This window comes from Pseudomonas sp. CNPSo 3701 (genome assembly GCF_028674975.1).
GTDB classification, from domain to species: Bacteria; Pseudomonadota; Gammaproteobacteria; order Pseudomonadales; family Pseudomonadaceae; genus Aquipseudomonas; species Aquipseudomonas straminea.
Map to the genome: position 1 here is coordinate 208,613 of NZ_JAQZSI010000006.1, position 21,069 is coordinate 229,681.

20 protein-coding genes are annotated in these 21,069 nt (G+C 64.1%); 9 read left to right on the forward strand and 11 right to left on the reverse strand.

Going from position 1 to position 21,069, the window contains the following annotated elements:
* Positions 1 to 3: 3 nt before the first annotated feature.
* From rhlB to PVA39_RS18915, 4 genes are all read right to left on the reverse strand, one after another.
* Complete coding sequence (gene rhlB, locus PVA39_RS18900) at positions 4 to 1,428, reverse strand: ATP-dependent RNA helicase RhlB (protein ID WP_274125336.1); 1,425 nt, start codon at positions 1,426 to 1,428, stop codon at positions 4 to 6.
* Between the two features lie 101 nt (positions 1,429 to 1,529).
* Complete coding sequence (locus PVA39_RS18905; protein WP_274125337.1) at positions 1,530 to 2,693, reverse strand: dipeptidase; 1,164 nt, start codon at positions 2,691 to 2,693, stop codon at positions 1,530 to 1,532.
* A gap of 52 nt (positions 2,694 to 2,745) precedes the next feature.
* A complete protein-coding gene (locus tag PVA39_RS18910) occupies positions 2,746 to 3,684 on the reverse strand; it encodes a GGDEF domain-containing protein (RefSeq protein ID WP_274125338.1) in 939 nt (312 codons plus the stop codon).
* 206 nt (positions 3,685 to 3,890) lie between these two features.
* Positions 3,891 to 4,544: an alpha/beta hydrolase gene (locus PVA39_RS18915; protein ID WP_274125339.1), complete on the reverse strand. Its 654-nt coding sequence runs from the start codon at positions 4,542 to 4,544 to the stop codon at positions 3,891 to 3,893.
* Positions 4,545 to 5,025: 481 nt separating this feature from the next.
* Here PVA39_RS18915 and PVA39_RS18920 point away from each other — a divergent pair, with 481 nt between their 5' ends.
* From PVA39_RS18920 to PVA39_RS18935, 4 genes are all read left to right on the forward strand, one after another.
* A complete protein-coding gene (locus tag PVA39_RS18920; RefSeq protein ID WP_093505885.1) occupies positions 5,026 to 6,054 on the forward strand; it encodes an amino acid ABC transporter substrate-binding protein in 1,029 nt (342 codons plus the stop codon).
* Positions 6,055 to 6,118: 64 nt separating this feature from the next.
* Positions 6,119 to 7,297: an amino acid ABC transporter permease gene (locus tag PVA39_RS18925; RefSeq protein ID WP_274125340.1), complete on the forward strand. Its 1,179-nt coding sequence runs from the start codon at positions 6,119 to 6,121 to the stop codon at positions 7,295 to 7,297.
* Between the two features lie 12 nt (positions 7,298 to 7,309).
* Positions 7,310 to 8,407: an amino acid ABC transporter permease gene (locus PVA39_RS18930; protein WP_274125341.1), complete on the forward strand. Its 1,098-nt coding sequence runs from the start codon at positions 7,310 to 7,312 to the stop codon at positions 8,405 to 8,407.
* 11 nt (positions 8,408 to 8,418) lie between these two features.
* Complete coding sequence (locus PVA39_RS18935; protein ID WP_074882620.1) at positions 8,419 to 9,180, forward strand: amino acid ABC transporter ATP-binding protein; 762 nt, start codon at positions 8,419 to 8,421, stop codon at positions 9,178 to 9,180.
* Between the two features lie 128 nt (positions 9,181 to 9,308).
* Here the strand turns inward: PVA39_RS18935 and mmsB are convergent, their stop codons facing one another.
* Genes mmsB through PVA39_RS18950 form a run of 3 tightly spaced genes read right to left on the reverse strand, consistent with a single transcriptional unit; the run spans position 9,309 to position 13,084 of the window.
* Complete coding sequence (mmsB, locus tag PVA39_RS18940) at positions 9,309 to 10,205, reverse strand: 3-hydroxyisobutyrate dehydrogenase (RefSeq protein WP_274125342.1); 897 nt, start codon at positions 10,203 to 10,205, stop codon at positions 9,309 to 9,311.
* A 10-nt stretch (positions 10,206 to 10,215) separates the two neighbouring features.
* The gene (locus PVA39_RS18945) at positions 10,216 to 11,712 is read right to left on the reverse strand and encodes a CoA-acylating methylmalonate-semialdehyde dehydrogenase (RefSeq protein WP_274125343.1); all 1,497 of its coding nucleotides are present in this window, start codon (positions 11,710 to 11,712) and stop codon (positions 10,216 to 10,218) included.
* Positions 11,713 to 11,731: 19 nt separating this feature from the next.
* Entirely contained in the window at positions 11,732 to 13,084 is a 1,353-nt protein-coding gene (locus tag PVA39_RS18950; protein WP_274125344.1) for an MFS transporter, read from the reverse strand.
* A gap of 121 nt (positions 13,085 to 13,205) precedes the next feature.
* Here PVA39_RS18950 and PVA39_RS18955 point away from each other — a divergent pair, with 121 nt between their 5' ends.
* The 5 genes from PVA39_RS18955 to PVA39_RS18975 all read left to right on the forward strand — a co-directional run bounded on the left by PVA39_RS18955 (position 13,206) and on the right by PVA39_RS18975 (position 16,850).
* Positions 13,206 to 14,150: a LysR family transcriptional regulator gene (locus PVA39_RS18955; RefSeq protein ID WP_274125345.1), complete on the forward strand. Its 945-nt coding sequence runs from the start codon at positions 13,206 to 13,208 to the stop codon at positions 14,148 to 14,150.
* 67 nt (positions 14,151 to 14,217) lie between these two features.
* Positions 14,218 to 14,724 (forward strand): nuclear transport factor 2 family protein, encoded by a 507-nt coding sequence (locus PVA39_RS18960; RefSeq protein ID WP_274125346.1) that lies wholly within the window; start codon positions 14,218 to 14,220, stop codon positions 14,722 to 14,724.
* Between the two features lie 104 nt (positions 14,725 to 14,828).
* On the forward strand, positions 14,829 to 15,539 hold the full coding sequence (pcsA, locus tag PVA39_RS18965; protein ID WP_013790182.1) for a phosphatidylcholine synthase: 711 nt from the start codon (positions 14,829 to 14,831) through the stop codon (positions 15,537 to 15,539).
* 7 nt (positions 15,540 to 15,546) lie between these two features.
* Complete coding sequence (locus tag PVA39_RS18970; RefSeq protein ID WP_013790183.1) at positions 15,547 to 15,861, forward strand: GIY-YIG nuclease family protein; 315 nt, start codon at positions 15,547 to 15,549, stop codon at positions 15,859 to 15,861.
* 53 nt (positions 15,862 to 15,914) lie between these two features.
* On the forward strand, positions 15,915 to 16,850 hold the full coding sequence (locus tag PVA39_RS18975; protein ID WP_274125347.1) for a glutathione S-transferase family protein: 936 nt from the start codon (positions 15,915 to 15,917) through the stop codon (positions 16,848 to 16,850).
* Between the two features lie 167 nt (positions 16,851 to 17,017).
* Here PVA39_RS18975 and eutC read toward each other — a convergent pair whose 3' ends face one another.
* From eutC to PVA39_RS18995, 4 genes are all read right to left on the reverse strand, one after another.
* Complete coding sequence (gene eutC / locus PVA39_RS18980; RefSeq protein ID WP_274125348.1) at positions 17,018 to 17,827, reverse strand: ethanolamine ammonia-lyase subunit EutC; 810 nt, start codon at positions 17,825 to 17,827, stop codon at positions 17,018 to 17,020.
* A gap of 9 nt (positions 17,828 to 17,836) precedes the next feature.
* Positions 17,837 to 19,231 (reverse strand): ethanolamine ammonia-lyase subunit EutB, encoded by a 1,395-nt coding sequence (locus PVA39_RS18985; protein ID WP_274125349.1) that lies wholly within the window; start codon positions 19,229 to 19,231, stop codon positions 17,837 to 17,839.
* A 48-nt stretch (positions 19,232 to 19,279) separates the two neighbouring features.
* Positions 19,280 to 20,725, reverse strand: a complete 1,446-nt coding sequence (gene eat / locus PVA39_RS18990) for an ethanolamine permease (protein WP_093505904.1) — start codon at positions 20,723 to 20,725, stop codon at positions 19,280 to 19,282.
* Between the two features lie 79 nt (positions 20,726 to 20,804).
* A partial coding sequence (locus PVA39_RS18995; protein WP_274123445.1) for an aldehyde dehydrogenase family protein occupies positions 20,805 to 21,069 on the reverse strand: 265 nt, incomplete at its 5' end.

Sequence of the window (21,069 nt, forward strand, 5' to 3'; positions counted from 1 at the left end):
CGATCAATGCTTGCGCGGTACGGCCTTGAGCAGCTCGTCCGGTGGCATCTCGCACTGGATCTTGCGGCCGATCAGCTCTTCGATCGGTGGCAGGGCGAAGGCGTCGTCCTCGCCGGCAAAACTGATCGAGGTGCCGCTGGTGCCGGCGCGGCCGGTACGGCCGATGCGGTGCACGTAGTCGTCCGGGTCTTCCGGCAGGGTGAAGTTGATCACGTGGCTGATACCGTCGACATGGATGCCGCGGCCGGCCACGTCGGTGGCGACCATGACGCGGATCTTGCCTTCGCGAAAACCTTCCAGGGCGCGAATACGCTTGTGTTGGGGAATGTCGCCGGACATCTGCACCGCGCTGATGCCGTCACGGGTCAGGCGTTCTTCGATACGGCGCACCTCGTCCTTGCGGTTGGCGAACACCATCACGCGAGTCCAGTCGTTCTGGGCGATCAGGTTGTAGAGCAGCTTGTACTTGTCCGCCGAGGCGACGGCGTAAACGTGCTGTTCGACGGTGTCGCTGGCGACGTTTTCCGGCTCGATCTCGACGATGGCCGGGTTGGTGGTCCACTGCTTGGCCAGGTTCATCACGTCTTCGGTGAAGGTGGCGGAGAACAGCAGGGTCTGGCGCTCGCCCTTCATCGGGGTCTGGCGGATGATCTGGCGAACCTGGGGGATGAAGCCCATGTCGAGCATGCGGTCGGCTTCGTCGAGCACCATCACCTCGACCATGTCCAGGTGCACTTCACCGCGCTGGTTGAAGTCCAGCAGGCGGCCTGGGGTGGCTACCAGGATGTCGCAGAAGCGCGATTCCAGCTGCTTGAGCTGCTTGTCGAAGTCCATGCCGCCGACGAAGCTCATCACGTTGAGGCCGCTGTACTTGGTCAGCTCCTTGGCGTCGTTGGCGATCTGCACCACCAGCTCGCGGGTCGGCGCGATGATCAGCGCGCGCGGCTCGCCCATGTAGCGATCCTTGGGCGGCGGGGTCTGCTGCAGCTGAGTGATGATCGAGATCAGGAAGGCGGCGGTCTTGCCGGTGCCGGTCTGGGCGCGGCCAATGGCGTCCTGGCCCTTGAGCGTATAGCCCAGTACACCGGCCTGGATCGGCGTGCAGTACGGAAAGCCCAGGTCGTGGATGGCGTGCATCAGTTCCGGAGACAGCTTGAAATCGTGGAAGCGGGTCTTGCCGGGCGCCGGTTCGACATGGAAATCCTCGAGCTTCCAGGTATCGACCGGCTTGGGCGCACGTTCACGGCGCGGCTTGGCAGGTTTGCTCTGGGGCTTCTGCTCGGCGCTGGCGGCTTCTTGCGGCGGGCGCGGCGGGCGCTCCTCGCGGGGAGCGGCGGCGGGAGGCGCAGTGGCCTCGAGGCTCGGGGAGACTGAGCTGTGTGGCTCATTTTCGGCTTTGCCGAATATTTTTTTGAGTGCTTTGAGCACGGTCATCTCGTCGATTGATTAAGGAATGAACGCCAGCCAGTGTAAAGCAAGACGCGGGCAGGGCGAAGTACTCTGCCACTGGCGTCATGCGCGGCTGTCGATCAGTTCGCGGGCAGGCTGGCGAGCAGCAGGCGCTGGACGTTGCCGCCCATGATCGCGGCGATGTCGGCGCGGCTGAAACCGGCGCCGAGCAGGCCTTCGGTCAGCTGGGCCAGGCCGGTGACGTCGAAGGGCGCATGAATAGTGCCGTTGAAGTCCGACCCCAGGGCCACGTGCTCGACGCCCACCAGGTCGGCCGTGTAGCGGATCGCCTTGACGATGGCCGCTACAGAGGTGGCGCACACCGCCGTGTCCCAGTAACCGATGCCGATCACCCCGCCGGTGGTGGCAATAGCGCGTATATGCCGGTCGCTGAGGTTGCGGGTGCCCGGGCAGGTGCCTTCGACGCCGCCGTGGGACACCAGCACTGGGCGAGTGGCCATGGCCAGCACGTCGTCCATCAGCGGGCGCGAGGCGTGGGCCAAGTCGATCAGCATGGACTTTTCTTCCAGACGCGCGATGACCTGACGGCCGAACGGCGTCAGCCCGCCCTTGCTCAGGCCATGGGCCGAGCCGCCGACCTCGTTGTCGAAGAAGTGGGTCAGGCCAGCCATGCGAAAGCCGGCATCGTAGAGGCGATCCAGGTTTTCCAGCTTGCCTTCCAGCGGGTGCAGGCCTTCGGTAGCAAGCAACGTGGCGACGCGCTGCGGGTCCTGCTTCCAGGCCTGCAGAAAATTCCTCAGATCCTTGCGCGTGCGGATCTGTACCATCCGGCCGTCGCTGCCGGCAGCCGCCTCGTGAAGTTTTTCAGCCTGGTACAACGCGCGCTCGAGCAGGCTGTTCCAGGTTGCCCGTGGCCAGCGCTGGGCCATGGCGAGCAGGGTGATGGTGTCGCTGTCGGCGCCGTTGCTTTCGTAGTTCAGCCCGCGGGGCGATTTGGTGACGGTGGAAAACACCTGCAACCCGACGCGCCCGTCGAGCATGCGCGGCAGGTCCGAGTGGCCGTAGCTGTAGCGCTTGAGTAGGTCGCGCTCCCAGAGCAGGGCATCATCGTGCAGGTCGGCGATGAACAGTGTGTCGTGCAGGCGCGTGGCTGCTTCACCGGCCGGATAGGGGGCCGGGGATTCGACGCTGTTCATGCGCCGGTCGAGCACGCTGGGCAGGGTGAAGAACACCGCGGCGACAAGGCCCAGAACAATCGGCACGATAAGCAGGCGCTTGCGCATAGGTGCTTTCCAGAAAAAAGTTACCGTCAGCTTGTCACGCGCTCACGGCAATTCAATGACAGAGCCGGTTGCGGCCACTGTTCTTGGCCTTGTACAGGGCCTTGTCGGCCCGGGCGATCAGGCCGGCCAGGCCATCGCGGGCATTCATCTGGGCCAGGCCCAGCGAGATGGTCACGCCCGGCTGGGCGCCCAGCGGCGAATAGAAGGAGCCGATGCGCTCCAGGCTCTCACGCAGTCGCTCGGCCACCTCAGCAGCCTGTTGCAGCGCCAGCTCGGGCAACAGCACCACGAACTCCTCACCGCCGTAACGCACCAGGCTGTCGCGCGTGCGCAGCTGGCGGCGCAGGGTATGGGCGACCAGGCACAGGGCGTAGTCACCGGCCAGGTGGCCGTGCTGGTCGTTGTAGTCCTTGAAGTGGTCGACATCGAGCATCAGCAGGCAAAGTGGCTGCTTGTCGATCAGGCAGCGGGCACGCTCGCGCTCGAACACGTGCTCCAGCCAGCGGCGGTTGAAGGCGCCGGTTAGTTTGTCGACGTTGGCGTTCTGTTCACTGTTGATCAGCTGCCGGTTGCCCTGGCGCACGCGGTCGCAGAGCACCTTGATCAGGTTGTGCATCATCTGTGGCGATTGCTGGAAGAGCGAGGTGACCGCGTCGCGGTGCAGGCGCAGTACGCTGCTGGGCTCGTTTGCCACCACGTAGGCGCTGGGGTGTTCGTTGTCGAGAAAGCTGATCTCGCCGGCGCAGTCGCCCGGCCCCAGGGTGGTGACCGGTTGGTTGTCCAGCGAGCCGAGGTATACCTTGAGGCTGCCGGTGACGACTATATAAAGGTACTGGTTGCGGTCGAACGGCGAGAGCAGCACTTCGGCCGCCTCCAGCTCGCACGGGCGGAAGGCATCAAGCAGGCGATTGAGGCTGCCCAGTGCGACCTTGTCGAACAGGCGCAGCTGGCGAAGCTGCTGCAGGTCGGTTTGCCAGTGTGCCGCCTTCATGGCATCAGCATCCTTGCGTGAAACGCTTAACGATCGACATCGCCAACGCTCCCATGGGTCGATGACCGCGTTCGTGATCGACGAACGAGCCTCATTTCCCAGACAGTATCCGCCGCCAGGCAGGCTGACAATCGTCTTGCGTCGTGCCGACGACCGGCGGCGCGGGGACTGTGAAAGGCATCACAGCCGCGCCGCCAGAACCCTCTTTATAGACGCTCGGCGAGCCAGGCGCCGATATCGGCGATTTGCTGCGGTAACACTTCGTGGGCCATCGGGTACTCCTGCCAGGTCACGTTGACGCCGCGACCTTGCAGCCAGTCGTGGGCGGCGCGGCCCATACTCGGCAGCACCACGCCGTCCTGGGTGCCGTGCTGGCAGCAGACCGGTATGCCGCGCTGGATATCGTTCAACTGCACGTCGTCCGAGAAGGTTGGCGAATAGGTCGAAAGCGCCAGCACGCCGCCCAGCGGACCCTGCCAGCGCAGGAAGGCGGTGTGCAGTACCACGGCGCCGCCCTGAGAAAAACCAGCCAGAAAGATGCGCGCCGGGTCGATGCCGTCACCGCGCTGTGCCTCGATCAGATCGATGACCTGCTGGGCCGACTGCTCGAGCTGCTCGCGGTCGATGGCCCTTGCCGGGCTCATGGCCAGAATGTCGTACCAGCTGGGCATTTCCCAGCCACCGTTGATGGTTACCGGGCGAGTGGGGGCCTGGGGTAGCACGAAGCGGGTGGTGCGCAGCGAGCGTTGCAGAGCCTCGGCGACCGGCTGGAAGTCGAAACGGTCTGCACCCAGACCGTGCAGCCATATGACACAGGCGTCGGCGGGAAGTGGGGGCTGCAGTATCAATGTGGTATCCATGTGGTGCTCCAATTTGGGGCTGGTGCGTTACTTTGGTGCGTGACTGTTTTTTGTCACTGTACTGATCCATGAACTAGATGTCGCAAGATTACAACTTTGCCCCCTTGACCTGCCTATGTCGCGGCTAAAAACGGTGGGTGGTATGGCCTTTGCTATAGAGCATTGGACTGATGTCGTCGGGCCAGTGTGGTAACACCACGCTGGGCCGCGGAGCAGACGGGGAAAGCCAATTTGATGGGGTTTCCAAAAGGTTCGTCGGGCGCTGCATGCTCGTCGATATGCAAATTTGCGATCCGTCTCGGGCCCGTTCACCAACGGACTGGTGCAAGCATCGCTGACCTGCTCTCGAATGGGTCACGGTACTGGCGCCCAGGTCTGACCACCGGTCTACACTGTTGCTGCCAATAGTGACGACATGCCCCAAAAGGGTACGGCGATCAGGCTGAGACTCCAACACAACACAAGAACCGGAGAATGTTCAATGAAGATGGTTAAAACCACCCTGGCGATGTTGACCGCCGCCGCCGTTCTGGGCGCAGCAGGCATGGCTCACGCCGGTGCTACCCTGGACGCAGTGAAGAAGAAGGGCTTTGTACAGTGTGGCGTCAGTGACGGCCTGCCGGGTTTCTCGGTGCCGGATGCAAAAGGTAACTACCAGGGCATCGACGTCGACATCTGCCGCGGTGTGGCCGCAGCAGTTCTGGGCGACGCCAGCAAGGTCAAATACAGCCCGCTGACCGCCAAAGAGCGTTTCACCGCCATTCAGTCCGGCGAAGTCGACGTGCTGTCGCGCAACACCACCTGGACCAGCTCCCGCGACGGCGGCATGGGTCTGGTGTTCACCGGCGTGACTTACTACGACGGCATCGGCTTCCTGGTGAACAAGAAGCTGGGCGTTGCCAGCGCCAAGGAACTGGATGGCGCGACCATCTGTATCCAGGCAGGCACCACCACCGAGCTGAACGTCTCCGACTACTTCCGTTCGAACGGCCTGAAATACACCCCGATCACCTTCGACACCTCCGACGAGAGCGCCAAGTCGCTGGAAGCCGGCCGTTGCGACGTGCTGACCTCCGACCAATCGCAGCTGTACGCACAGCGCATCAAGCTGGGCTCCCCGGATGACTGGGTTGTATTGCCGGAAGTGATCTCCAAGGAGCCGCTGGGCCCGCTGGTTCGTCGTGGCGACGAAGACTGGATGGCTATCGTCAAGTGGACCCTGTTCGCCATGCTCAACGCCGAAGAGCTGGGCGTCGACTCCAAGAACGTCGAAGCCCTGGCCAAGGAAACCAAGAACCCTGACGTTGCCCGTATGCTGGGTGCCGACGGTGAGTACGGTAAAGACCTGAAGCTGCCGAAAGACTGGGTCGTCCAGATCGTCAAGCAGGTCGGTAACTACGGCGAAGTGTTCGAGCGCAACATCGGCAAGGGCAGTGAGCTGAAAATCGAGCGTGGCCTCAACGCTCTGTGGAACAAAGGCGGTCTGCACTACGCTCCTCCAGTGCGTTGATTGACCTGTCGCCCGGCAGTGCACTGCCGGGCGATTTTCGTTCCGTTATACCTGGGGCATTCCCATGCAGAAGAACATTGGCGCACCGCAGGGGTTCTCCCTTAGCGATCCACGTGTGCGTGCCTGGCTATTCCAGATCATTACCGTTGTGGCCGTGGTCGCAATGGGCTGGTTCCTATTCAGCAATACACAGACCAACCTGCAACACCGGGGTATTACCTCGGGTTTCGACTTCCTCGAGCGCAGTGCCGGCTTCGGCATCGCCCAGCACCTGATCAGCTACACCGAAGCGGACAGCTACGCCCGCGTTTTCGTCATTGGCCTGCTCAACACCCTGCTGGTTTCGTTCATCGGCATCGTGCTGGCCACCATCCTCGGCTTCATCATCGGTGTCGCGCGCCTGTCGCCGAACTGGATGATCAACAAGCTGGCGACCGTCTACATCGAAGTCTTCCGCAACATTCCACCGCTGCTGCAGATTCTCTTCTGGTACTTCGCCGTGCTGCTGCCGCTGCCCGGTCCGCGTGCCAGCATCAACCTGGGCGACAGCTTCTTCCTCAGCAATCGTGGCCTGAACATGCCGGCGGCCGAGGCGACCGGGGCATTCTGGCCATTCGCGGGCGGCGTCTTGGTGACCATCGTGGCCATCGTGATGATGACCCGCTGGGCCAATAAACGTTTCGAAGCCACCGGTCAGCCGTTCCACAAGTTCTGGGTCGGCCTGGGCATGGCCATTGTCATCCCCACGCTGGTTGCGCTGATCTTCGGCAGCCCGCTGCACTGGTCGGTACCGGAGCTCAAGGGCTTCAACTTCGTCGGCGGCTGGGTGATGATTCCCGAACTGCTGGCGCTGACTGTCGCCCTGACTGTCTACACTGCCGCCTTCATCGCCGAAAACGTGCGTTCCGGGATCAACTCGGTCAGCCACGGCCAGACCGAAGCTGCCCGTTCCCTGGGCCTGCGCCCCGGCCCGACGCTGCGCAAGGTGATCATCCCGCAAGCCATGCGCGTGATCATTCCGCCGCTGACCAGCCAATACCTGAACCTGGCGAAGAACTCGTCTCTGGCCGCCGGTATCGGCTACCCGGACATGGTGTCGCTGTTCGCCGGTACCGTACTCAACCAGACAGGCCAGGCCATCGAGGTGATCGCCATCACCATGAGCGTCTACCTGGCGATCAGTATCAGCATTTCCCTGCTGATGAACTGGTACAACAAGCGCATCGCGCTGATCGAGCGGTGAGGACCTAGCGCAATGAGCACTCATACTTTCAAACCGGATCTGCCGCCACCCAGCGCCAGCGTTGGCGCGGTCGCCTGGATGCGCAGCAATCTGTTCTCCAGCTGGCTCAATACGCTGCTGACTCTGTTCGCCATCTACCTCGTCTGGCTGATGGTGCCGCCGCTGCTCAAGTGGGCGATCTTCGACGCCAACTGGGTAGGCACCACCCGCGCGGATTGCACCAAGGAGGGCGCCTGCTGGGTGTTCATCCAGTCGCGCTTCAGCCAGTTCATGTACGGCTTCTACCCCAGCGAACTGCGCTGGCGCGTGGACCTGACCGCCGTGCTGGCCATCGTCGGTGCAGCGCCGCTGTTCATCTCCAAGTTCCCGCGCAAGGCCGTCTACGGGATCGGCTTTCTGGTGATCTACCCGATCGTCGCCTGGTGCCTGCTGCACGGTGGTGTGTTCGGCCTGGACACCGTGGCCACCAGCCGTTGGGGCGGCCTGATGCTGACCCTGGTGATCGCTGCCGTCGGTATCGCCGGCGCGTTGCCGCTGGGCATCCTGCTGGCGCTGGGGCGTCGCTCCAATCTGCCGGCGGTGAAGGTGGTCTGCGTGACCTTCATCGAGTTCTGGCGTGGTGTGCCGCTGATCACCGTACTGTTCATGTCCTCGGTGATGCTGCCGCTGTTCCTGCCCGAAGGCATGAGCTTCGACAAGCTGTTGCGTGCGCTGATCGGCGTAATCCTGTTCCAGTCGGCCTACATCGCCGAAGTGGTGCGTGGTGGGCTGCAGGCAATTCCCAAGGGGCAATACGAAGCAGCCGGCGCCATGGGCCTGGGCTACTGGCGGATGATGGGTCTGGTGATCCTGCCGCAAGCGCTCAAGCTGGTGATTCCGGGCATCGTCAACACCTTCATCGCCCTGTTCAAGGACACCAGTCTGGTGATCATCATCGGCTTGTTCGACCTGCTCAACAGCGTCAAGCAGGCGGCTGCCGACCCAGCGTGGCTGGGCATGGCGACCGAGGGCTACGTGTTCGCCGCCCTGATTTTCTGGATTTTCTGTTTTGGTATGTCGCGCTATTCCCTCCATCTGGAGCGGAAGCTCGACACTGGCCACAAGCGTTAGGAGTCACTTAGATGAGCGAAGCAAACAAGCAACCCAGCGCCGAGCCGATCATTCAGCTGCAGGGCGTGAACAAGTGGTACGGCCAGTTCCACGTACTCAAGGACATCAACCTGGACGTGCGCCAGGGCGAACGTATCGTGCTGTGCGGCCCGTCGGGCTCGGGCAAGTCGACCACCATCCGCTGCATCAACCGCCTGGAGGAACACCAGGCCGGGCGCATCGTGGTCGATGGCACCGAACTGACCCGTGACCTCAAGGACATCGAAACCGTGCGCCGCGAAGTGGGCATGGTGTTCCAGCACTTCAACCTGTTCCCGCACCTGACCGTGCTGCAGAACTGCATCCTGGCGCCGATGTGGGTACGCAAGATGCCCAAGCGCAAGGCCGAAGAAATCGCCATGCATTACCTGGAGCGCGTACGCATTCCGGAGCAGGCGCACAAGTTCCCGGGGCAACTGTCCGGCGGTCAGCAGCAACGTGTGGCGATTGCCCGCGCGCTGTGCATGAAGCCCAAGATCATGCTGTTCGATGAGCCGACCTCGGCACTCGACCCGGAAATGGTCAAGGAAGTACTCGACACCATGATCGGCCTGGCCCAGGACGGCATGACCATGCTCTGCGTGACCCACGAGATGGGCTTTGCCCGTACCGTGGCCGACCGCGTGATCTTCATGGACAAGGGCGAGATCGTCGAACAGGCCGAGCCGAACGCCTTCTTCGACAACCCGCAGAACGAGCGTACCAAGCTGTTCTTGGGGCAGATCCTGCACTGAGAACGGGCGGGCAGGGCGTGGGCATCCGTCTGCGCAATGACCGAAACGCCGATGAAAGAACGCCGGGGCATCAGCCCCGGCGTTTTTTTATGGGTGAGAAGCAGGTTTTGCCCATTGGCCCCCTAGCCTCACGATTTGTCCTGGGGCTTCAGATAGCTGGTGATGATCGCCGAGAAATCCAGGCCGCCGTGCCCGTCGCTACTGAAGCGTTGATAGAGCTGCTGAGCGAGGGCGCCGAGTATCACCGGTTGTTTGATCTGCCGCGCCGCCTCGGTGGCCAGGCCCAGGTCCTTGAGCATCAGGTCGGTACCGAAGCCGCCGCTGTAGCCGCGCGAGGCCGGCACGTTGTCGAGCACGCCGGGGTAGGGGTTGTTGGTGTCCGAGCTCCAGCAGCGCCCGCTGGAGGTATTGATGATGTTCGCCAGTACCTTGGCGTCGATGCCCAGTGACACCCCCAGCGCCATCGCTTCGGCGACGCCGATCATGGAAATGCCGAGGAGCATGTTGTTGGCCACCTTGGCCACCTGTCCGTTACCGCTGCCGCCACAGTGCACGATGTTGCGGCCCATGGCTGCGAGGATCGGCTGGGCCTTGGCGAAGTCCGTCTCGGCGCCGCCGACCATGAAGGTCAGGGTGCCGGCAGCCGCGCCACCCGTGCCGCCAGACACCGGCGCATCGAGCATCGGGTTACCGTGGGTAGCCGCTGCCCTGGCGACCCCCCGTGCAGACAGCGGGTCGATGGTCGAGGAGTCGATCAGCAGCACCCCGTGCTTCACGTTGGCCAGCAGGCCGTCATCGCCGAGATAGACCGCTTTCACATGGGCCGAGGCCGGCAGCATGGTGATGACGATCTCGGCATCCTGCAGCACGCCGCAGGCGCTGTCGGCACCCTTGGCACCTGCGTCCACCAGGGCCGCGACGGCGCCGGTAGACAGGTCGAAGACGCGCAACGCATGGCCTGCCTTGAGCAGGTTGTGGGCCATGGGGGCGCCCATGTTGCCCAGGCCGATGAATCCGATATTCATGGTCGTCGCCTCACTTCAGGGTGATGGTGGTGTTTACCGCGCCGCCGACATCGCTCTCGTCGAACCAGCGCTGGGTCACGGTTTTGGTCTGGGTATAGAACTGCACCACCTGCTTGCCGTACGGGCCCAAGTCGCCGAGCTTGGACGCCCGCGAGCCGGTGAAGGAAAACATCGGCACCGGCACTGGAATCGGCACGTTGATGCCTACCTGGCCAACGTCGATCTCCTCCTGGAAGTGCCGGGCGGCGGCGCCGGAGCGGGTGAAGATCGCCGTGCCGTTGCCATTGGGGTTGGCATTGATCAGCGCGATGGCCTCATCCAGGGTTGCGGCGTGCATCACGCACAGCACCGGGCCGAAGATTTCCTCGCGGTAGATGCTCATCTGCGGCGTTACCGCGTCGAAGATGGTCGGGCCGACGAAGTTGCCTTGGTCGTAGCCGGCCACCGCCGGGTTACGGCCGTCGAGCACCAGGCGCGCGCCTTCGCTGGCGCCGCGTTCGATCAGGCTGCTGACCCGGTCCAGCGCCGCGCAGGAAATCAGCGGGCCGACATCGGTGCCGTTTTCCACACCGCTGCCGACCTTGAGCGATTCGGCCTTGGCCACCAGGTCCGGCAGCCAGCCCTGGGCTTCACCGACCAGAATCACCACCGACAGAGCCATGCAGCGTTGCCCGGCGGCGCCGAATGCGGCGCCGGCGAGGTTGTTGAGGGTCTGTTCCTTGTGTGCATCGGGCAGCACGATGGCGTGGTTCTTGGCGCCCATCATGCACTGCACGCGCTTGCCGACCTGGCTGGCGCGGTTGTAGACGTGGGTGCCGACGCGGGTCGAGCCGACGAAGGACACCGCCTTGATGTCCGGGTGATCGCAGATCGCGTTCACCGCGTCCTCGGCGCCGTGCACCACGTTGAGCACGCCCGGCGGCACTCCGGCTTCCAGGGCCAGTTCGCACAGGCGCATGGTCACCATCGGGTCCTGCTCGGAGGGCTTGAGCACGAAGGTGTTACCGGTGGCGATGGCCATCGGGAACATCCACAGCGGGATCATCGCCGGGAAGTTGAACGGGGTGATGCCGGCACACACGCCCAACGGCTGCAGCAGGGTGTAGGTATCGACGCCGCCGGCCACGTTGTTGGCTAGCTCGCCGAGTTGCAGGTTGCCGATGCCAGCCGCGTGCTCGACCACCTCCAGGCCGCGGAACACGTCGCCCTCGGCGTCGGCGAGGGTCTTGCCCTGTTCAGCCGTGAGAATGGCCGCCAGCTCTTTCATGTTTTCGCGGATCAGTTGCTGGTACTTGAGAAAGATCCGCGCGCGGGCGCCGACCGGCGTCTTGCGCCAGGTCTTGAAGGCCTGGCTGGCGCTGGTCACTGCGGCGTCGATCTCCTCGGCAGTGGCGAGAGGAACCCGAGCCAGGACCTCCTGGGTGGCCGGGTTGACGACGTCGCGCCACTGCTGGGTGCGTGACTCGACGAATTCGCCGTTGATGAGCAGTTTCACGGTATCGGTCATTGTTCAGTCCTTTCTTCAATCAACGGGCGCGCAAAGGCGCGGGACGTGCGGTATCCAGCGCGGCGCTGGCGATAGGTTGGCGGGGCGGGTCGCTGCGCATCAGGGCGGTGCAGCCCAGCGCGACCAGGCCCATGCCGATCAGGTAGGCGATCACGTAGCGGGGGCTGCCATCGGCAGCGGCCAGCAGGCTGGTGGCGATCATCGGTGCGAAGCCGCCGCCGAGCACGCCGGCCAACTGCACCGACAGCGAGATGCCGCTGTAGCGGATCTCTGCCGGGAACTGGCGAGCGAACAGCAGGGATTCCGGCGCGTAGAGGATCGGGAACACCACGCCTACCGCCAGCACCATCGCCCACCACACCAGCACCGGCTCACGAGTGCCGAGCATGGCGAAGAACGGGTAGACGAAGGCGCACAGCAACAAGAGCCCGGTGAAGTACAGGCGCTTCTGGCCGACGCGATCGGACAGCCAGCCGCAGAACGGCATGGTCGCCAGTGACAGCGCGGCGCCGGCGGTGATGGCATGCAGCACGTCGGCCCGGGGAATCTGCAACTGGTTGGCGGCGTAGGCGAGGGCGAAGGTGACCGCCATGTAGAACCAGGCGTTCTCGGCCGTGCGCGCGCCGATGATGGTCAGGGTGGCACGCGGGTGATTGCGCACCACTTCCAGCAGCGGCAGACGTACGCGGCGGTCCTGCTGCTTGAGCTTCTCGAAGTCCGGCGACTCGGCGACCTTGACGCGAATCAGCCAGCCCACCGCCAGCAGCACCACGCTGGCCAGGAACGGCAGGCGCCAGCCCCAGGCGAGCATCTGCTCTTCGGGCAGCGTGGCGACCGCGCCCATGGCCAGGGTGGAGAGCACCAGGCCGGCGCCGACGCCGGTCTGTGGCAGGCTGCCGTAGAAGCCCTTCTTGCCTTCTGGCGCATGCTCGACGGCCATCAGCACCGCGCCGCCCCATTCGCCCCCCACGGCCATGCCCTGCAGAAAGCGCATGACCACCAGCAGCGCCGCGGCCCAGTAGCCGATCTGCTCGTAAGTGGGCAAGAGGCCGATGGCGATGGTCGGGATGCCCATCATCATCAGGGTGAACATGAGCATCGACTTGCGGCCGATGCGGTCACCGAAGTGGCCGAACAGAATGCCGCCCAGGGGCCGACCGATGAAACCGACGGCATAGGTGGCGAAGGCCGCCAGTACGCCGGTGATCGGGTCGAGGGTGGGGAAGAACAGCTTGTTGAAGACCAGCGCGGCGGCGGTGCCGTAGAGGAAGAAGTCGTACCACTCGATGGTGGTACCCGCCATGCTGGCCAGGCCGGCGATACGGTAGTGCTTGCGGCCGGCAGCCGGCCCTTGAGCGTGTGAGTCGTTCATGAGTTGCCTGCTTTTGTTTTTGTCGTAGGAACTTGGAACTGGGGGCAGCTGGTAGGCGCTGCGTGTCTGGAGTATAGGTATGCAAACTTTCTGATCCAGCACCTAAAAAGACAGGTTCGTTATGCAAAAAAGCATGATGTCGGCCGGCCAGATGAACTGGGACGACCTCAAGTTCTTTCTCGAAGTCGCCCGTACCCGAACCGCCAGCAGCGCCGCACGGCGCCTGGGCGTGGACTACACCACGGTGTCGAGGCGTATCGGCGCGCTGGAAAAGGCCCTCGGCACCCTGTTGTTCGAGCGCTCGCGTGCCAGCGGTTTCGTGCTGACTACGGAGGGGCAGCACTTGCTGGGGTATGCCGAGACCCTGGAAAGCACCCTGCAGACGGCCTGCGAACAGGTGTCGGGCGCCAGCCTGGCGCTCTCGGGCCACGTGCGCATCGGCTCGACCGAGGGCTTCGGCAGCTATTTCGTGGCGCCGCAGCTTGGCGGCTTTCAGGACATCTATCCGAACATCGCCATCGACCTGTTGCCGGTGCCGCATTTCATCAGCCTGTCGCGCCGTGAGGCGGACATCGCCATCACCCTGGAGCGCCCCGAACGCGGGCCCTACGTCTGCTCCCGGCTGTGCGACTACGCCCTGAAGCTCTACGCAACGCCCGAATACCTGCAGCGCCTCCCGCCGATCCGACAGGTGGAGGATCTGGGCCAGCATTCGTTCATCACCTACGTCGATGACCTGGCATTCAGCCCGGAGCTGCTCTATCTGGAAAGCATCGTGCCCAATGCCAGCAGCACGCTGCGCAGCACCAGTGTCGTGGCCCAGTACCAGGCCACCTTGCAAGGGCGGGCGCTGGCGATCCTGCCGTGCTTCCTGGCAGGTCCGGATGCCCGGCTGGTCGAGGTGCTGCCGGATGAGGTGAAGGTGATTCGCCAGTTCTGGCTGTACTACCGGGAGGACCTGCGCAAGCTCAAACGCATCACCCTGGTGGCCGATTACCTGCGTGCCTGCGCCGAGCGCAACCGCGCGTTTCTGCTTGGTGATGCTGGCGAAATGGTGTTTGTGTGACTCATTTGCCCATAGCGGTCACTTGCGGCTCGGGCGATACTTGCGCCCACTGCCAGGAGGCCATGCCATGTCCACAGAAAATGCCCAACTGATCACCCGTTTCTACCAGGCGTTCCAGCGCCTCGATGCCGAGGAGATGGCACGGTGCTACGCGCCGGACGTACGTTTCAGCGATCCGGCTTTTGGCGAGCTGAACGGCGAGAATGCCCGCGACATGTGGCGCATGCTCACCTCACGGGCCAAGAAATTCTCCCTGACCTTCAGCGACGTGCAGGGTGACGCCACTGGCGGCAGCGCCAAATGGGTGGCCACCTACCTGTTCACCCAGACCGGGCGCACCGTGGTCAATCGCATCGACGCATCGTTCGTGATTCGCGATGGGCTGATCGTCGAGCACCGCGACCGCTTCGACATGTGGCGCTGGGCCGCTCAGGCGCTGGGCTTTCAGGGCATGCTGATTGGCTGGACGCCGCTGCTCAAGAACACCGTGCGCAAGCAGGCGCGAGGCGGCTTGCGGCAGTTCCAGGCCGCCCGTGCGTCCGACGGGCAGCACGGCGGAGCAGCGCGCGGCTGAACGGAGTGGTACGCTCTCCGGTCAGAACTTCAGCGATGAATGGCAAGGTGCATGTAAAGGCCTGATTCATCGTGTGAAAGCCCGTCCGCCAGAGTATTTCGATCATGAGTGTTATGTCCGTATCCCCCCGTAAAGCCAAGGCCTGGAGCGTGCACGCGGTAACCGCGAGCGGAGTCATCCTCGGTATGCTGGCGCTGCTCGCGCTGATCGAGGGGCGGGCGGAGAGTTGCCTCCTGTGGCTGGGGCTGGCGCTGCTGGTCGACGGCCTGGACGGCACGCTGGCACGCAAGTACGACGTCAAGGTGGTGCTGCCGCATTTCGATGGCTCGACCCTCGACTTGGTGATCGACTACCTCACCTACGTATTCATCCCGGCGATCTTCGTATACCGCTTCATCCCGCTGCCCGAATACACGTTGCTGCTGTCGGTGGGCGTGATCCTGCTGTCGTCGCTGTTCTGCTTCTGCAACGTCAACATGAAGAGCAAGGACAACTACTTCGTCGGCTTCCCTGCCGCCTGGAACGTGGTGGTGGTTTACCTCTACCTGCTGGACTTCGAACCCTGGGTCACTTTCGCGGTGATCATGGTACTGGCCGGCCTGACCCTGACCCGCATGAAGTTCCTGCACCCGTTCCGGGTCAAGCAGTTCATGCCCATCAACATCGCCGTGACCATGGTGTGGATGTTCGCCTGTGCTGGCCTGATCATGCAGTTCCCCGCTCAGCCGGTGTGGCTGCTGGTGCTGTGGGGCCTGTCCTCGGCCTACTTCGTGGGCATGTGCGTGTGGCGTTCGGCCCGCGAGTGGTTCGCCTGACCGCGTGATGAGCGTCAGCGCCGATAAACCCTGGTTCGTCTACCTCGTGCGCGCCGCCAATGGCGCGCTCTACTGCGGCATCAGTGATGATCCACAGCGGCGCTTCGCCCAGCATCAGAGCGGCAAGGGCGCGCGGTTCTTCTTCTCCAGCCCGGCGGTGGCCCTGGTCTACAGCGAAAGCTGCCCGGGCAAGGGCGACGCCCTGCGCCGCGAACGGGCGATCAAGCGTCTCGGCAAGGGTGCCAAGGAGGCCCTGGTGGCCACCGGCAGCCTGATGCATGTGCTTGATGAGCTGCCATCAGCCCCGCTGGAATCTATCTAACGCTGTGGGGAAGCTGAGTTAAGCTGGGCGCTCATCCGTTCCCGGAGGCTTCCATGTCTGATCTGATCCTGCACCATTACCCTACGTCGCCCTTCGCCGAGAAGGCGCGCCTGCTGATGGGCTTCAAGAACCTGGCCTGGCGCTCGGTGCAGATTCCGCCGGTGATGCCCAAGCCGGACCTCACCGCCCTCACTGGCGGCTACCGCAAGACGCCGGTGCTGCAGATCGGCGCCGATATCTACTGCGACACCGCGCTGATTGCCCGCCGCCTGGAAGCGCACCAGCCGCAACCGACGTTGCTGCCCGGCAAGCAGGCGTTTGCCGTCGCCGCATTCGCCCAGTGGGCGGACTCGGTAGTGTTCCAGCATGCGGTGAGCCTGGTGTTCCAGCCCGAATCCATCTCTGTGCGGTTCGCCAAGGCGCCGCCGGAATTCTTGCAGACCTTCATCGCCGACCGCAGCAAGCTGTTCTCGGACGGCCAGGCTACCCGCCTGCCGGCCGAGCAGGCCAAGCACCAGTGGCCTGGCTTCATGACCCGCCTGCAGGCGCAACTGGAGGCCAGCGGCGGTGATTTCCTGTTTGGCGAGGCGAGCCTGGCCGATATCGCCATGGCGCATCCACTATGGTTCCTGCGCGCCACCCCGGTGACATCACCGCTGGTCGATGGCTACCCGGCGGTAGTCGCCTGGCTGGAGCGCGTGCTCTCGTTCGGGCACGGCAACCCGCAGGACCTGAGCAGTGAAGCAGCCGTCGAGGTCGCGCGCGCCGCCACACCTGCGGCGCTGCCCGAAGAAGCGTTCGCCGATCCGAACGGTTTCAAGGCCGGACAGCGGGTGGCCGTTTCGGCTATCGATTATGGCGTAGAGGCAGTCGAGGGTGAGCTGCTATTCGCCGGCGCCGAGGAGCTGATCCTGCGCCGCGAAGATGATCGCGCCGGCGTCGTGCATGTGCACTTTCCGAGGCTGGGCTTTCGTATCGAGGCACATTGAGTTCGATAAAGATCGCGGCTAAAGTCGCTCCCACAAAGGCACCAGGCGTGGGAGCGGCTTTAGCCGCGAGAGGTTTGGGGACAGGCCGTAGGATGGGTGAAACCCATCCTACGCCGATGGGTTTCACCTACGCGGCCCGCCTCATCCTACGGCTACGACCTATTGCTTCATCGCTGATCCGGCAACAAAAAATTCCCCGGCCCTGCGTCTTCCAGAGTCGGCACTTCGGCTTCGTCCTTCAGATCCACGCCCGACAGCTGGCGGCGGCAGGCTTCGCGCATCAGATATAGCAACCGGAAGGTCGCCATACCGTAGCTCAGGCCTTCCAGCCGCACGTTGGAGATGCAGTTGCGGTAGGCGTCATTGAGGCCGACCCGCGGTGCGTAGGTGAAGTACAGGCCCAGGCTGTCCGGTGAGCTGAGCCCTGGACGTTCGCCGATCAGGATCACCGTCATCTTGGCGCCCAGCCGCTCGCCCACTTCATCGGCAACCGCCACCCGGCCCTGTTGTACCAGGCTGATGGGCGCCAGTTTCCAGCCTTCCTCGGTGATCTGCTCCAGTAGCTTTTCCAGAAATGGCAGGCTGTGACGGCGCACGGCTAGGGAAGACAGGCCATCGGCGATGACGATGGCCAGGTCATAGTCGCGGCCGTTTTCCCTGGCGTAGTCGTCCAGGGCGTTGGCGGATTCTTCGTCCAGGCGCCGGCCAAGGTCCGGGCGCTGCAGGTAGGTGTGCCGGTCCGCCGCGGCGCTGTGCAGTAGCAGGGTATCCAGGCCGCGGCCCTGCAGCTCTTCGCACAGCCCTTCATGGTCGAAGGGCAGGTGCACGGCATCGCGGGCCTGGGCATGGGCGAACTGGAAATCCAGTTGCGCGGCGGTAGGCAGGCTGGTGCCGGCGCGGCCCAGGGCGATACGCGCCGGGGTCAGCTGGCGCAGATGCTGCCAGGGGTTGGGCGTAGCGGGGGATTTATCGGACATGGCGACCTCTCAAGTCAGTTGCGCCAGGGCCTGGCGAAATGCCGGCGGCAGCTCGTTACCCATATGCAGGCGGCCGCCCTGTTGCTGGAAGATGCCCATGCGCGCCAGCCAGGCTTCGAACTCCGGCGCCGCATGCAGGCCGAGCACCTTGCGCGCGTACAGGGCATCGTGAAACGACGTGGTCTGGTAGTTGAGCATCACGTCATCCGAGCCGGGGATACCCATGATGAAGTTGATGCCGGCCGTGCCGAGCAGGGTCAGCAGGGTGTCCATGTCGTCCTGGTCGGCTTCGGCGTGGTTGGTGTAGCAGATGTCGCAGCCCATGGGCACGCCGAGCAGCTTGCCGCAGAAGTGATCTTCCAGGCCGGCGCGGATGATCTGTTTGCCGTTGTACAGGTATTCCGGGCCGATGAAGCCGACCACGGTGTTGACCAGAAACGGGTTGAAGTGCCGGGCCACGGCGTAGGCGCGGGTTTCGCAGGTCTGCTGGTCGACGCCATGGTTGGCGTTGGCCGACAGCGCGCTGCCCTGGCCGGTCTCGAAATACATGAGGTTGTTGCCCAGGGTGCCGCGCTTGAGGCTCAGGCCGGCTTCGTAGCCTTCCTGCAGCACCTTGAGGGTCACGCCGAAGCTGGCGTTGGCCGCCTCGGTGCCGGCGATCGACTGGAACACCAAGTCCAGCGGCGCACCGCGCTCGATGGCGGCGATGGAGCTGGTGACGTGTGTCAGCACGCAGGATTGGGTGGGGATCTCGTAGCGCTGGATGATCGCGTCTAGCATGTCCACCAGCGCGCGGATCGAACTGGCGCTATCGGTGGCCGGGTTGATGCCGATCATCGCATCACCGTTACCGTAGAGCAGGCCGTCGAGGATGCTGGCGGCGATGCCCGCCGGATCGTCGGTCGGGTGGTTGGGCTGCAGGCGCGTGGACATCCGCCCGCGCAGGCCCATGGTGTTACGGAATTTGGTGACCACGCGGGTCTTCTGGGCAACCAGCACCAGATCCTGCACGCGCATGATCTTCGACACCGCCGCGGCCATTTCCGGGGTGAGCCCCGGTGCCAGGGCGGTCAGGCTGGTTTCGTCGGCGGCATCGCTGAGCAGCCAGTCGCGCAGCCCGCCCACCGTCAGGTGGCTGACCGGGGCGAAGGCGTCGGCATCATGGGTGTCGACGATCAGCCGGGTGACTTCGTCCTGTTCATAGGGAATCACCGCTTCCTGCAGGAAATGCTTGAGCGGCACGTCGGCCAGGGCCATCTGCGCTGCGGCGCGTTCGGCGTCGCTCTGCGCGGCGACCTCGGCCAGGTAATCACCGGAGCGGGCCGGGCTGGCCTTGGCCATCAGCTCGCGCAGGCTGTCGAAGCGCCAGGTCATGTGGGCGATGGTGTGAGTGAATCCAGCCATGAATCATGTCTCCTGTCGCGGCCGCTTCTCAGCGGCCGCTGCAAGGGGTTAACGCAGTGACTGCTCGGCAGCCTGAATCGCCGCGAACTCTTCCTCCGGCGTGCCGGACACCAGGTGGTGGCGGCTGTACAGCGCGAAGTAGGCAATGAACAGAGCGTAGATGACTGCCGCGCCGATCACGACCCGCAGGTCGACCAGGAAGCAGGCCACCAGCGCTACCGCTGCCAGCACCAGAGCCACCGACGAGGTCAGCACGCCACCGGGGGTGCGATAGGGGCGCGGCATGTCGGGACGACGGCTGCGCAGGGTGATGTGCGCCGCCATCATCAGTACGTAAGACAGGGTGGCGCCGAAAACCGCGACCAGAATCAGCAGGTCACCCTGGCCGGTCAGCGACAGGCCGAAGCCGATGATGCCCGGGACGATCAGGGCCATGACCGGCGCCTTGTTGCGGTTGGTCAGCGACAGGCTGCGTGGCAGGTAGCCGGCGCGCGACAGGGCGAAGATCTGCCGCGAGTAGGCGTAGATGATCGAGAAGAAACTGGCGATCAGACCGGCCAGGCCGACCAGGTTGACGAACTGGCTCATCCAGGTGGAACCGCCGTAGACCTTGACCAGCGATTCAACCAGCGGGTTACCCGAAGCCACCAGCGACTGGGCACCGGCGGCGCCTGGGCCGACTAGCAGAATCAGCCCGGCGAACACCAGCAGCACCAGCACCGCGCCGATCAGGCCGCGTGGCAGGTCGCGCTTGGGATCCTTGGTTTCCTCGGCAGCCAGCGGCACGCCTTCGACCGCCAGGAAGAACCAGATGCCGTAGGGCAGGGCGGCCCAGATGCCCAGGTAGCCGAAGGGCAGGAAGCTGCTGGCACCCTTGGCGTCGGTGGCGGGAATGTCGAACAGGTTGGCGACCTGGAAGTGCGGCGCCATGGCGACGATGTACACGCCCAGGGCGATGGCGGCGACGGCGGTGATGGCGAACATCAGCTTCAGCGCCTCCCCGGCACCGAGGATGTGGATGCCGATGAACACCACGTAGAACACCAGGTAGATGATCCAGCCGCCGACGCCGAACAGCGACTCGCAGTAGGCACCGATAAAACAGGCGATGGCCGCCGGCGCGATGGCGTATTCGATGAGGATCGCCGTACCGGTCAAAAAGCCGCCCCAGGGCCCGAAGGCGGTGCGGGTGAAGCCGTAGCCGCCGCCGGCGGTGGGGATCATCGACGACAGTTCGGCCAGCGAGAAACACATGCACAGGTACATGGTCGCCATCAGCAGCGTGGCGATGAACATGCCGCCCCAGCCGCCTTGGGCCAGGCCGAAGTTCCAGCCGGCGTAGTCGCCGGAGATCACGTAGGCCACGCCCAGGCCGATCAACAGGATCCAGCCGGCGGCGCCTTGTTTCAGTTGCCGGTTGGCGAAGTAGTCGGCACTGACCGCTTCAGTTTCCACACCGCCGTGCGAGGGTGTGGCGATTGTCTCTTTGGACATGTTGGGACTCCTTCACGCCCCGCCGCAGGCGGCGGGGCGTCGTTTTAGTTGGCTGCGTTCAATTGGCAAATTGGCAGTTTCAGAAGAAGCCCAGCGGGTTGATGTCGTAGCTCACCAGCAGGTTCTTGGTCTGCTGATAGTGGTCGAGCATCATCTTGTGGGTTTCGCGCCCGACCCCGGACTTTTTATAGCCGCCAAAGGCAGCGTGCGCCGGGTACAGGTGGTAGCAGTTGGTCCAGACGCGCCCGGCCTTGATACCGCGGCCCATGCGGTAGGCGCGGTTGATGTCGCGCGTCCACACGCCGGCGCCCAGGCCGAACTCGGTGTCGTTGGCGATGGCCAGG

Excerpts from the sequence above, each read along its gene's own strand:
- PVA39_RS18905 (WP_274125337.1), bottom strand. The coding sequence starts at position 2,693 with ATGCGCAAGCGCCTGCTTATCGTGCCGATTGTTCTGGGCCTTGTCGCC.
- PVA39_RS18910 (WP_274125338.1), bottom strand. The coding sequence starts at position 3,684 with ATGAAGGCGGCACACTGGCAAACCGACCTGCAGCAGCTTCGCCAGCTG.
- PVA39_RS18915 (WP_274125339.1), bottom strand. The coding sequence starts at position 4,544 with ATGGATACCACATTGATACTGCAGCCCCCACTTCCCGCCGACGCCTGT.
- PVA39_RS18920 (WP_093505885.1), top strand. The coding sequence starts at position 5,026 with ATGAAGATGGTTAAAACCACCCTGGCGATGTTGACCGCCGCCGCCGTT.
- PVA39_RS18925 (WP_274125340.1), top strand. The coding sequence starts at position 6,119 with ATGCAGAAGAACATTGGCGCACCGCAGGGGTTCTCCCTTAGCGATCCA.
- PVA39_RS18930 (WP_274125341.1), top strand. The coding sequence starts at position 7,310 with ATGAGCACTCATACTTTCAAACCGGATCTGCCGCCACCCAGCGCCAGC.
- PVA39_RS18935 (WP_074882620.1), top strand. The coding sequence starts at position 8,419 with ATGAGCGAAGCAAACAAGCAACCCAGCGCCGAGCCGATCATTCAGCTG.
- mmsB (WP_274125342.1), bottom strand. The coding sequence starts at position 10,205 with ATGAATATCGGATTCATCGGCCTGGGCAACATGGGCGCCCCCATGGCC.
- PVA39_RS18945 (WP_274125343.1), bottom strand. The coding sequence starts at position 11,712 with ATGACCGATACCGTGAAACTGCTCATCAACGGCGAATTCGTCGAGTCA.
- PVA39_RS18950 (WP_274125344.1), bottom strand. The coding sequence starts at position 13,084 with ATGAACGACTCACACGCTCAAGGGCCGGCTGCCGGCCGCAAGCACTAC.
- PVA39_RS18955 (WP_274125345.1), top strand. The coding sequence starts at position 13,206 with ATGCAAAAAAGCATGATGTCGGCCGGCCAGATGAACTGGGACGACCTC.
- PVA39_RS18960 (WP_274125346.1), top strand. The coding sequence starts at position 14,218 with ATGTCCACAGAAAATGCCCAACTGATCACCCGTTTCTACCAGGCGTTC.
- pcsA (WP_013790182.1), top strand. The coding sequence starts at position 14,829 with ATGAGTGTTATGTCCGTATCCCCCCGTAAAGCCAAGGCCTGGAGCGTG.
- PVA39_RS18970 (WP_013790183.1), top strand. The coding sequence starts at position 15,547 with ATGAGCGTCAGCGCCGATAAACCCTGGTTCGTCTACCTCGTGCGCGCC.
- PVA39_RS18975 (WP_274125347.1), top strand. The coding sequence starts at position 15,915 with ATGTCTGATCTGATCCTGCACCATTACCCTACGTCGCCCTTCGCCGAG.
- eutC (WP_274125348.1), bottom strand. The coding sequence starts at position 17,827 with ATGTCCGATAAATCCCCCGCTACGCCCAACCCCTGGCAGCATCTGCGC.
- PVA39_RS18985 (WP_274125349.1), bottom strand. The coding sequence starts at position 19,231 with ATGGCTGGATTCACTCACACCATCGCCCACATGACCTGGCGCTTCGAC.
- eat (WP_093505904.1), bottom strand. The coding sequence starts at position 20,725 with ATGTCCAAAGAGACAATCGCCACACCCTCGCACGGCGGTGTGGAAACT.